The sequence below is a fragment of the Pedobacter sp. MC2016-14 genome (assembly GCF_020991475.1).
GTDB lineage: Bacteria > Bacteroidota > Bacteroidia > Sphingobacteriales > Sphingobacteriaceae > Pedobacter.
Genome location: NZ_JAJMPA010000001.1, coordinates 2,053,712 through 2,066,308, shown reverse-complemented (window position 1 = coordinate 2,066,308; position 12,597 = coordinate 2,053,712). Strand labels below are relative to the sequence as shown.

General features: G+C 38.9%; 9 protein-coding genes. All 9 read right to left on the bottom strand.

Annotated elements, in window-relative coordinates:
- Positions 1-4 precede the first annotated feature (4 nt).
- The 9 genes from LPB86_RS08645 to LPB86_RS08605 all read right to left on the bottom strand — a co-directional run bounded on the left by LPB86_RS08645 (position 5) and on the right by LPB86_RS08605 (position 12,564).
- Entirely contained in the window at positions 5-805 is an 801-nt protein-coding gene (locus LPB86_RS08645) for a hypothetical protein (RefSeq protein WP_230642396.1), read from the bottom strand.
- A gap of 14 nt (positions 806-819) precedes the next feature.
- The gene (locus LPB86_RS08640; RefSeq protein ID WP_230642394.1) at positions 820-1,611 is read right to left on the bottom strand and encodes a hypothetical protein; all 792 of its coding nucleotides are present in this window, start codon (positions 1,609-1,611) and stop codon (positions 820-822) included.
- 24 nt (positions 1,612-1,635) lie between these two features.
- Positions 1,636-5,049, bottom strand: a complete 3,414-nt coding sequence (locus LPB86_RS08635; RefSeq protein ID WP_230642392.1) for a TonB-dependent receptor — start codon at positions 5,047-5,049, stop codon at positions 1,636-1,638.
- 202 nt (positions 5,050-5,251) lie between these two features.
- On the bottom strand, positions 5,252-6,214 hold the full coding sequence (locus tag LPB86_RS08630) for a FecR family protein (RefSeq protein WP_230642390.1): 963 nt from the start codon (positions 6,212-6,214) through the stop codon (positions 5,252-5,254).
- Positions 6,215-6,302: 88 nt separating this feature from the next.
- Positions 6,303-6,914, bottom strand: coding sequence for an RNA polymerase sigma factor (locus LPB86_RS08625; RefSeq protein ID WP_230642388.1), 612 nt, complete (start codon positions 6,912-6,914; stop codon positions 6,303-6,305).
- A gap of 225 nt (positions 6,915-7,139) precedes the next feature.
- Positions 7,140-7,460: a hypothetical protein gene (locus LPB86_RS08620; RefSeq protein WP_230642386.1), complete on the bottom strand. Its 321-nt coding sequence runs from the start codon at positions 7,458-7,460 to the stop codon at positions 7,140-7,142.
- Positions 7,461-7,728: 268 nt separating this feature from the next.
- Positions 7,729-8,265: a hypothetical protein gene (locus tag LPB86_RS08615; protein WP_230642384.1), complete on the bottom strand. Its 537-nt coding sequence runs from the start codon at positions 8,263-8,265 to the stop codon at positions 7,729-7,731.
- A 174-nt stretch (positions 8,266-8,439) separates the two neighbouring features.
- On the bottom strand, positions 8,440-9,639 hold the full coding sequence (locus LPB86_RS08610; RefSeq protein ID WP_230642382.1) for a hypothetical protein: 1,200 nt from the start codon (positions 9,637-9,639) through the stop codon (positions 8,440-8,442).
- A 108-nt stretch (positions 9,640-9,747) separates the two neighbouring features.
- Positions 9,748-12,564, bottom strand: coding sequence for a TonB-dependent receptor (locus LPB86_RS08605; protein WP_230642380.1), 2,817 nt, complete (start codon positions 12,562-12,564; stop codon positions 9,748-9,750).
- Positions 12,565-12,597 lie beyond the last annotated feature (33 nt).

Genomic DNA, 12,597 nt, shown 5'->3' with positions numbered 1-12,597 from the left:
GAATTTACCATTGTCTATCCGGATAGAAAAACAGTCTTGAACGGTTCAATAAGCCAAAATTATGGGCAAAGAAGTACGGTTGTACCAGTCCTTTTTCACCCGATAGCGGAAAGCTCATTGAAGCTGCACTATATTTACTTAATGCCTCATTATCCTCAAATGCCCACTGGTCTGTGGTTCCGGCCTTGGTAAAATGGATACTGGAATTACCCAGTAAACTACTGCTCCCAAAATCGGGCGCTGCAATATAATCGAAATAAATCCAGGTTTTAGGCCGTAAATTCTTAACCAGATAGTGCCTGTATTCCTGTCCGGTTGTGTTGTCCCTTCTATACAAAAAAACATCAAAAGGTGCATCACTATCTGTATACTGCACATAAAAGCCCAGTTTATTGATATTGGCATCTGAAGTTGGAGGATTGATCTCCAGCTCCTTGCCATCAAGATAAATAAAATTAAACATTGCTTTTGTACCCGTGGCCGGAAGGGGGCGGCTAAGCAGTACTTTTTTAGTCCCCGTTTCCGTTAGCGTAAACATCCGCTCCTTTTGCCCGGCATACTTGTAGGCAATACTGGCCCCCATAATAGATCCTGGCTTAAAAAGATACCCTCCGTTAGCTATACCAGTACCATATAAAGTAGTGTCAACACTCATTTCCAGATCCGTCGAACCTCCATTATAACCGTTCACTATAATTTGCATGGCTTTTTCTGCCTCTATATTTTCTTTATTGCAGGCCATAAATGCCATAGATAAAAATAGAAGCAGTACTGATAATTTAAGATGTTTATTTGTATGTCTCATTGTTGTGCTAATCATTATAGTTCCAAATCTTTTATAAATCTTATACTGTTCGCTGCCTGGCTTTCACTGAATATGTACAACTTGGAAGCCGCCGCCGAAGCTGCTGGCTTAGGCGCCGTTGAAGAAGTAACGTGCCAGGTGTATCCGGTACCCTCGGTATAAAATTCATTCGTACCAGCTTTGTAAATATAGACAAGGAATAATACAGAAGTATTCTGCCCATTATAAGGTTGTGATGCCGTAGAAAAGGTTGGTATAGTGATCAGTTCACTAAACTCATTAGGCTTTACATTTCTTATCCTTGTGATCTCTTCCGCTACTTTAGGCGTAAAGTAATATTTGATCAATGCAATATCTACAGGCTGGCTGTAACCAGTGAGTGTGGGCTTAAACATGTAGCTGATTTTGAGCTTACCGGGTTCAACGGCTGGAATCTCCGGCATATCACTAACTTTTCCATCCAGGTAAAAGAAACTGATGGTTGCGGGGCCATCTTCCTTTTTTATTTCCTTTTCCAGCACCAGCTTACCTGTTGCTTTTTCAGTTACAGTAACCTTAACACTATTCTCGTTGGCTTGAAACGTATATGCATCGCTCAGGTTAGAAGAGCCCCTCGGAAACTCTGACTTGAATTTAATTGTATCGACCTTTATTTCAAGGTTTCCTGAGCTTCCATTATAGCCTTTTATGGTAATAGGCAGCATATCGCCCTTATACAAAAAATCGTCCTTGCCTTTGTCGCAGGCAGCTAGCAATAACAGGAAGGCTCCCATTAGTATGCTGTAAAATATATTTGTAAGTTTCATCTTTATTTTTTTATGATTTGATATTTAGAAAGAGTAAGAAACAGAAAGGCTAAACGAAGTGCCGACTCTACGCGTAAAAGTATCTTTATCGCCAATGCGCGTTTTAGTCTTCCCGTCTGCCGAAGTCTCGTAATAACCTTCCTCGTATTTCTGCGAAAAGCCATATTTCCATTCATAGATATCGGCCCAGTCAGATACACCAGTTGCACTAATTGCCGACATTGCCATGCCTTTCCATTTGTCCAATAGCTTATAAGTATCATTGCTGTTGATGTAAAAACGATAAGGATTATTAAACAGGTTGCTCATGTTCAATTTTGTTTGCAGCTTTCTGCTCTTTAAAAAGCGATAGCTCAATTGCGCATCCAACTGGTTTCTTGGACGTTCATATTCTACAATATCCGGTGTTAAGCCCGTTGTAAAGGTCTTGTAGCCCATATGGTTAAAAGCAACATTGGCGCCGAGCCGGTTTCCATCATATTGCAGTCCCAAATTGTACAATACAGGGACCTGTCCATACAGCGGCCTTTTCTCTTTTTGTAACACCTTAGTACGGTATTCATAGTTTATGCCATACTTATCACTAGCCATACTTTTACCCTGGAACGCGCTGGCCTGCACTTCCGAACTTTGCAAGGTCAGGTTTCCGCTTACATACACATTGTCCAGGAATTTCCATGTTGGTGTTATAAAACCCAGGCTTTTGCGAACGTCAAACTCCCAGCCATCTACCTTTGCCCATTCCGAGTTCTGAGTGGTTACATACACCCGCATGCTGGCATCAATCTGGGTCCGGTACAGTTCCACTGGTTTATCAAAGTATTTATGAAAATAACCGAAGGAGATGACTTCTCCGGGTTTCGGATACCACTCAAGACGAAGGTCATAATGGTCAATCAATGTAGAAAGTACACCTTCATTACGGCGATAAGCCCCAATAGCAGGATCAAGACGAACCATTCGGGAATTTTCAATCAGTGCAGGTCTCACAACCGACCGTGAATAAGCGGCACGGACATTCAAATCCTTTAACGGAGTAAGTGTCAGGTTTGCCGAAGGCAGGTAATGCCAGGTTTTTTCTTCCGTTTCAGGATCGGCAAAAGCACTCACAATCTTACCCGTTTCCGGATCAACAAATTGAAGTTGTTCGCTTTGTCTGATCTGCTCGGTAATCGCAATGTCGTTTGCACCATTTTTTAACCGCTCATACTTATAGTATTCCGCACGAAGACCCCATACCAGGCGTGCCCAACTTGTAAAATGGTTGTCCAACATCCCAAAAATGGCTTGATTGGTATTTCTACCCTTGTAGCCGTTCTGCGAAAAACCGGCGGGATAATAAAACAGATCCTTTAGCGGGTCGTTAAAATCCAGGTACTTACCCCAGTCCTGTACAGGCAAATAAGCGAATGCGCCCCCTTGTACCGTACTAATTGGCAACACTGTCCAGTCGTAGGTACCTTCGCGGCGTAGAAATTGGTAACCAGACTTAGCAGTTTGTTTCTGGCCTAACAGGTTAAAACGGTAGCTTAACGCACCTTCCGCAATCCTATTGGTTTCTTCGTAAAGGTACTGCGCCCTATTAAATGTCCCGGCCCCGGCGCTATTATAAGCACTGGGCATAACGTTATAGACTGTAGCATTCAATGTCTTAGTTGGGGCCAACCATGCTTCTACGGCATCCTTTTCCAGGTTGGTCAACCTACTTTGCGAAACATTCCAGTCTAAACGGAAGTCGCCAAAAGTATGCTCGCCGTTCACTCTGTTCTGCAACAGATCAATAAACTTCGGACGATCATATTCACGGATAGCAGGCAAGTCTTTTCCAAAACCGATGTCATTACCAAAACCCACTATGCGCGAAAACTGGTTGTTAAAAACACGGGAATAAAAATTTCGGGACGTGATTTTGTGATTTTTAGAGTTCCATCCCAGGTTAAAAAGTGCTCCCCAACTCGTATTAAAATTATATTGGTTCGCAAACGTAGGTTCTATTTCCTGTCCAGTCTGTGTATCATAAGACGGGTTGCCTATTTTTTCCCAGACCCCGCGGCCAAAATGAGAGATGTTATCTATTGATTGCTCATTGCGATAGCTGATAGAGCCTACAAAACCCAGGCGACTGTTCTTGAGCAGATAGCTACGTCCAAGGCTAAATTGATAATTCTGTCCCGGCAAAGTTTTGTAAGTTCTCGTACCCAAACGTTCTAAGCCACCTATCTTTTTGTTCTGTTCTGCAATCATGGCCGGCGTAATTAGTGTAACACCTGGTGAAGGTATTGCGTTTGGGACTGTTGGGTTATAGTTTCCCTGGTTAAAAATCATCAGGTCCTTGGGGAAATGGTTACGGCTGCCATCATCAAATCCAAGGTAGTCGTTTTTACCGCGACCATAACCCAGAAAATCCTTACCTGTGCTTCCGTTAACATATTTACCACCAAAGCTGAAAGTAGTAAAATTGTTATCTGGTACTGCAAGGGTGCTGATCTGCACCAATCCACCACCAAAGCCAAAACTCATGTCAGGTGTTGCTGTTTTAGACACCACCACATTGTCAATCAGGTTACTCGGCACAATGTCAAATTCAAAGTCGCGCACCTGTACATCAGTACTTGGCAAGGTTGCGCCGTCCATCATGGCCAGGTTATAACGCTCTGCTATTCCCCTAATCACTACACGACGGTTATCTGTAGTACTAATTCCGGAGATCCTTTTGAGTGTTTCGCCCACATTTTTATCTGGTAGTACAGCAATCTGTTCAGCACTCAGACCATTAGAAATACCGGCCTCGTTCTTTTGGCGAGTGTAAAGCGCAGCCACACTTTCTTTCTTATAGCTACCCGTTACCACCACCTGGTTTAAAGTACTTGAGGTCGCATTTAGTACTACATTGAGATTGGTGAGCTGCCCAGCCTTGATCACAACATCTGTAATGCGCTTGGTTTGAAAAGAAATATAGCTCACTTCAATGGTATAAGTTCCAGAAGCAAGGCTTAAATTGTAACTCCCATCAACAGTACTCTGTACAGCTTGTCCAGTCTGCACAATTTTAATACTGGCGCCTGGAAGGATCTCTCCTTTATCGTCAAGCACTTTACCAGAGATACGTCCCGGTTTAGGTTGGGCTGTAATGGCCACCATCCATTCCGACTGCTTAAATGTTAGCTGATGTTTATTGGACAGTTCTTTAAGTACATCGTACAAACTGGCTGTCTTTTTTGATAAGCCATCTGTTTTTACTTTGCCAATTTCCTCGGCAAAGTAAAAGCTAAAACCAGATTGTTTTTCCAGATCTGCAAACAGGCTTTCAAGAGAAGGGCTGCTGTTGTTCATTTTTACCTTCGCTTCCCGAAGGTTTTGAGATTTAACGCCAGACGCCATCAATAATCCCGTTGTAATGAGGGACATGAGAATGGACAGAAAGGTTAATCTCGACATTTTATATAGTAGTTTAATTACACTTTTTTTTGTAAAATTGCGCATGGCTTTATTTAAGATTATCATGTATTCATCTGCAAGAAATCATTAAAGCTTTTTGGAGCGAAGGGGGTCAGATACCTTCGTTCCTGCTTTAAGATTTTTAATATTTCTCTTTTCTATTCTTTCAATTCATCCGTTCTTTTTTAGTTAAAAATTATACTTATTTCCAGAGCGTTATTATTCTGTTTTTGATCTGATATTTGAAATCTCCTGCCACAGCCAACATCTCCATCACTTTAGCAATGTTCTCGCCTTTAATCCGCAGACTTAGCTTTCTTTTTTCCAATGCCGGTGTTTTTATACTAATGGTTACGCCATAAGCACGTTCCAGTTCCCTGGCGATTTGCTGAAGCGGGGTATTTTTAAAGACCAGCGAGCCATCCTTCCATCCAATATATTCCAGGGCTTTCACCTGTAACTTCAATGCTTTTTCCGATGCCTGATTGTAGCTTAGTTGTTGTCCCGGGGTTAGCATCCAGTAATCCTTAACCGCAGGTGTTTTTACCGCTACCTTTCCTGTGGCCACTGTAACAGCCGCATCAGCATCACCCTTATAGTTTCGTACATCAAAGGTAGTTCCCAGCACTTGTACGGTTAATTTACCAGCATGTACAATAAAGGGTTTAGCCTGATCATGATTCACCTCAAAATAAGCTTGTCCCTCTAAAAAAACCTCACGGGTTTTGCCTTTAAAAGATTCCGGGTATTTTAATTTACTGGCACTGTTCATAAATATTCTAGAGCCATCTGCCAGTGTAATGATCTTGCGTTCTCCTGCTATCGTTTCATCATAGGCATAAATTAAAGATGGCTTTTCTGCAGATGGATGCTGTTCAACCTGAGTGATCCATAATGCCGCGAGTACGGTTAACAGCAATGAAGCAGCTATAGTCCAGCTGCGAAGAGAAAACATAGCAAACATGCCTTTATTCGCGGGAAAAAGGTGTGCTTTCAGTGCAATAAGAGAGTTGTTTTGCTCCTGCAGCAATTCTTCGGGAGCAATCTCTTTTCTGGGGGCGTCAAAGCGGGCCATCCAGCGTGCCAATCGCTCTTTATCTCCAGACTTTGCCGATCCATCAAGGATAGACTTGTACAATTCATTTAATGGATCTTGTTCTTTCATTTCCTGCCTTTACCTTATAAAAGCAGAAAAGTTAAAAATGCCTCATAGATTTGATGTTAAACTTCCATTAAGTTTAGTTCACAATTATTTAACGCTTAATAATCCAGAGGATGAAAAGGATTTGAAGAGCCGAAGGATTATAAGTTTCAGTGGACTTGCGTAAGCGCAAAATTGCCCTTTCCAACTGGTTACGGACAGTTTTTGGAGAAAGGCCTAAACGATCTGCAATCTCATTTACGGAATACTTTTCATTTCGGTTGAGCAGAAAAACCTCCCGCATACGATTGGGCATTTCATCAATAGCCTTATTTATGGCAGCAAGTAAATCTTCATAATAGGCTTCAGCTTCTTTCAGTTCTATAGGATCGAAGTCACTGGCATTCTCGTTTTCCAGGTAAACTTTAAAGTCGTCCTGATGCTGTTTACGAAAGCCCTGGTTGCGGAAATAAGTAGAGAGCTTAAACCAAAGGCGCTTTTGCAACCAACCCGGTAACCTGTCGCCAAAATTCAGGGTTTCCCTTTTTTCCCATATTTCGATGAACATGTCCTGCAGCAGGTCGTAAGCGTCCTGCCGGTCGCCAATCTTTTTATAAGCAAGCTTTTGTAATTCTGGCCAAAACCGGGCATGGAGCTGTTCAAAAGCAGCATAATCCGATTCTCGGATCAAACTTATAAGCTCCTGGTCTGTGTGTTGTGCCATACCGCAAAAGTACCCTGAGTTATGTTAATTTTATATTAATTAAAGCTACTCATGCGGTATTTTCTTTCAAGGTGGGATTGGGAATGTTCAACTGTTCAGACACAAGATAATCCGGAAGTAATGAAAATGAGCTCATGCCAACGTCAGCTTTAACAAAAAAAAGTTTAAAAGAAGAAAGCTAACTGCTAGCCCTAACTTCTTACTTATTGAAAAAAATTTCATAGTTTATTTTTCATAAGTAGCATGATAAACATTTGCATCCCTGTAGTACTCTTCTATTTCAGCTCTATTAAATATATGTCCTCTAATTAGAAAAGCGCTACCATCATTATTGAGTTTAATTTCGTCTTCAGGTACTGTGAGAGAAATCGACAAAAATCGAATTAATGTCTCAACTTTAATAACCTGTCCAACACTCGCTGTATCTGTTCTCTGCTCAGGTTTTATTATACCATCATCTTTTGTACAAGCAGATAGCGCCATAGTAGCTACTAAGCAGGTTGCAGCTAATTTAAAAGTCTTTCTTGAATTAATTCTTATTTTCATTCGTAACGTTAAAGCACTTTTGGTAATTAACTAAATTGCTAATTACTTATGCACTCCTAAAGCTATAAACATAAAATGAATAAAAATGCAACAACTTGAAACTTAACAAAATCATAATATAGAACAGAATTGAAGGCTCAATTTATCTTGAATGCTAAGGTTGAAATCGATTTTTGATCTAATTTAGGACTGTAGTGGGTAATATGTAAAAATGGAACGTTTAACTTAAAAGGGAATGAATTACTAATTTAACTTTTGTGTTCAAAATCTAATCATAAATAAAATTAGGGTAGAAATACTGCTTGATATACATGGTTTGTGTAAAAGAAGTATTTCCCTCAACGCCTAATATAATCTTAATTTCCAATAGCCACTTAGTTTGATCTGCACGCTTATCCGGTGTTAAATTACGACCTTTTACATATCCATCAACAGGCTTATATCCAATAGTATTGCAACCTTGACAGTGTTGTAAAAATTTAACCCTCCCAGCTAAAATGTCTTCTTTGCCTAAGGAGAAAGTATCGCCCTCCATGGGAGCTTCGACGTAGATAGTCGATGTCATTCCAGAACTAACAGTACTGGCCCAAAATAGACGATATACGCCTAGTTTTTTAATACCATCTTGTGGAACAAATTGTGCATGTTCAGTAAATAAGCTTTCACAATTTGTATTCGCTGGACAGGCTGTTAAATTAGTTTCATCTATTTCAATGGAAGGTTTTATACCTCTGTCCTTATTACAGGATACGTTTAAAATAGTAGCAGTTAGTAAAGCTGCAGTTAGCATTATTAAATTTCTCATAATCGAATGGTTTTTACAAGATAAAACGCAGGTCCATTCTTATTTCGCTACAGAACCTATGTTAAGTTTACATTAAGCTTTAATTAGCAAAATTGGATATACCAAAAAGCCCTTTAAGCGATTTGCTCAAAGGGCTATTAAAAAAGTTTATTATTATTAGATGTTCTTATATTCTTATAAGTTAGCTAACAAGTTAACACCATCAACTGTAGCCCATTTACCACCTGTAAGAGCAGCTCCCGTTGCAGTAGTTGAAGTACTCCAGTTTGCACCAAAACTAGCTGCATTTACAGTAAAAACACCACCAGAATTTTGTGAAAGAAATAGAACTGGGGTATTTGATGTTTTTACGTTAGTTAATTTAACTTTACCAGTAAGAACTTGGTCTGTATATGTTGCCAAATCACGGATTTGTACAGCAGAACCGAAACCAGTTTCAACTGAAGTATAGCCATCAATAACAATATTGCTGAAATCACCGTTTCCTTGTGCTTTGAATTGAAAAGCATCATATTGCTTTTCAGATGCTGCCTCAGTACCAGTATTAGCAGCTCTCTTAAGAGTAATATTGGTCACTTTTGGCCAAAAAGCATTATTTACGCTTTTCGCTTCAACCTCTACACCATAATTAGCGATACCTGTCTGATAAGCGAACCAGTTTGTGTTGGCTTGTCCTCTCCAACCATCTTGCCAATCAAATGAATCATCAGCATTTCCGTAAGAAATTAAATTTTTACCGCTTACTGTTCCCCCATAAAATTCAAACCCATCATCATTGCCTTTATACGATACAAGGTTTTCCAATGTAGTCCCTGAACCTACCGAGTAGAATGAGAATCCATTATGTTCTTTTTGGTTTGTAGTAATAACTTGTCCTGCATATTCTACTCTTACATATCGTAAAGTACCTCCGTTATGGCTTTCGTTTGCGCCACCATATGATAAATCAAGTCCGTCTTCAGATTTTGCTGTCTGAGGAGCTGAGGCGGTTGCAGAATTCACAATCGGAGCATCACCATACATAATAATACCAGCCCATGAACCAGCTACTTTAGATTTCTCCGTAAATACGATCGGCTCGTCTGCAGATCCTTCAGCAATTAGTTTACCACCATTTAAAATAACTAAACCAGTCTCACCACTTGTCTTATCTGCAGTAATGGTTGATCCCTTCTCAATAGTCAATGTAACACCGGACTGGATTTTAACCATTCCTTTTAAAGTGTAATTTCCATAAGCTAAAGTTTTACTAGCTGTAATGTTACCACTGATTTCTCCTTCAACGGGTACTCTTGTTATTTCATCGTCGTCGTCTTTAGAACAACCTGTGAATATTGTAGCTGCTATAGCAATTGCAAAAAATACTTTTTTCATTTTTATCGTTTTTATTTATTCAAAAATAGTTTTAACGTATTTCCAGATTGTTAAGCCTGGTTTATATTTACGTTATAGTCGTGTTAAATAATTGTTAATGGTCACAAATTAAAATGTATAACCCAGCCCTAGAGAGAAACCAACGCCTCTTTTATAATCTTTAACTGTTAAGTCTCTTTCCTGAATTGGCAGAGAACTATTTTCCCCAAGTTCTATTTTATAAAGTGGGTTCAGTATATTATCGATTCCGAACTTCACATCCCATTTATTACTGATTTTATTGTTCCAGATGAAATCTAGTTTACCAAAAGGCTTTTCATAATAGTTGTCCAATCCATTTGTTCCAACTGCATATATTCGTTCACCATAGATACTGTAAGCAACAGTCATCGTGCTTTTCCAACCTTTACTAAATTCTGATTCATGTCTGATATCTGCATTGATTAACCATGGAGATGCACCTTGCAATTTTCTCGTGTTTTTATCTCCTATTGCGGCTGTCTCGGAGCTATTTTTCAATTTATCAATCGTCACTTCTGTGAACATCAAGGAGGTGTTAAAGCCGAATGAGAAATCAGATAATGATTCGGATATTCTTTCCAATTGTAGCAAAAATTCCAACTCAGCACCATACAACATTGCCTTCTTAGAATTATTGTAAGTAATTTGCAAGCCACCACTGCCAGCTGTTTGCAAAAATAAACGCTCAATTGGATTATCAAGATATTTAGCAAAACCTGTCACTGCTATCATTTCCTTACCAGTTGGAAACAGTTCATATTTTGCATCAATATTGTAATTTTTGCTGTTGGTAACGTTTGGATTACCACTTTCAATAGTAGCATCTGGATTGACAAACTCCAATGGAAAAGCTTCCATAATTACAGGCTTAGTTAATGTTTTAGAGGCTGATACCCTGAAATTCGCTTTATCAGTCAAAGCATATTTAAAGTTTACCGCAGGAAGTATATCAAAATTATCCTTTGTTATTCTTTGAAAAGGGTCACTAAAACTACCTGAGTTTCTATACCTAGTTACGCGTTGAGACTGCTCAAACCTAGTACCAACATTTAAATCGGTTTTCTCATTTATTTTTAAAGCTAAATCTGCGTAACCTGCATTTACATTTTCTTGCATTCTGGCGTTATATGTGGCATTCGAACCTTCTCTATAAGAAAAGTTCCCGCTCGTTATTTCAGATGCCAAAGTAGCATCAGGCTTGTTAGTATTAAATGCAACACTATTTGAAGCTAAATTCTGAGACACTAAAAATCTGAAAATCGATTCCATTTTATTAAATGACCCATTGTAACCTAAAGAGAGTTTATGTGCTTTGGTTAAATCTTCATTTCCAAATTTCCAATTGTATTCAGCTAATCCCGATAGAAAAAGACTACCATCGAAATCCATATACTGTCTAAAAATACTATTACCAGAATAATTAATTTCCGTACGCTCATCATTAATACGTGCACCTTTGAAAGATTTTCTATCTGGCAGTTGGTATTTAGTAATTGAGTGAGAAATACCTGCACGAATGCTATGCCTGTCATCTTTAGTCAGTTTGTAACTGGCAAACAACTGATTGTTTAAAAAATCTGTTGTTTGTAACTGATTTAACCTTATAAAAGAGTTATTTACAGTCGCCTGGCTATTGGTATACCCAAGTTGATCCTGAATCATATTTTCTGTGCTTCTCAAATAAAAGCTATTAAAAGCAATATTTAAACGTTCAGAGCCATAGTTAATTGAGCCTAATAAAGACGAGTTGGTAGAAAATTTATACTTCGTTGTGTATAAGTTATTGTCATAGATACCTTGTGCTGTACTGAAAAAACGATCTACTCCTTCTCTTATTTGATAGCTGTTATCAGTATTTACGGATATCAAATATTTCACATAACGTTGATTTTCCAAATCAATTTTGCCACTATGTAAAATGCCAAAGCTGGAGTTAACAGGAGCAGTTTTCTCATCTACGTTAAATCCAGAACCAAATTGTGAATTAGCTTCCGTAGCTGACAGTTGATAGGCGGCTGGAGTTTTCCCAAAAGCCTTTGGTAAATCACGCTCATCACCAGTAATTCCAATATAATTGGAAAGAGAATTGGCTTCTTTGGAAATAAGAAATTTCCTGAAGTTATTATTTGTTGTAAAGCCTGCACCAAAATTCACTTTAGTCTGACTTTTTTCACCTCTGGAAGTAACAATATTAAACGTCCCACCGGCAAAGTCACCGTATAGGCTAGAATTAAATGTTTTGTATGTTTCCAGCACACTAACAATATCTGTTGGGAAAAGATCTAATGAAATAATCTTTTTAAACGGATTATTAGAAGGAACCGCCAATCCGTTGATCAGTAAATTATTATATCTGTCTTCCAATCCTCTTACAAAAAGGCCTCTTCCATCTACCTTAGTGATACCAGTAATTTTTGTTAATCCTTCTTCAACATCACTAACACCTTTCCTGGATAATTCCTGAGCACCAATTCCCTGTTTAATTTCTATGGAGTTTTTTTGGGTCATTAATAACGCAGTTTCAGCTTCTCTATTTGCCTGGCCTGTTACCTTAACCTCAGTGAGCACTTGTGAATTGGATTCTTCCAGAATGATGTTCAACGTTGTTGTTCCACTACCGGCAACTGCAACATCAGCAACAGCTTTAGTTGTGTAACCAACATAAGAAGCTTCAATGGTATATTTTCCATCAGCCATTGCGCTTAATACATATTTACCATTTGAATCGGTAGATACACCTTTTGTAGTACCTTTGATTTTTACCGTAACACCAATTAGTGTTTCTCCGGATTTTTTATCAGATACAGTACCTGATATTTTGCCCGTTTGAGCAAAAAGGGTAGCACTAAAGAACACACAAATGAGTGTTAAAAGTGCTTTGTTTAGAGTTAGTTGTATATTCAATTTGCTGGGTATTTATTTCCAGCAAAGCTATTA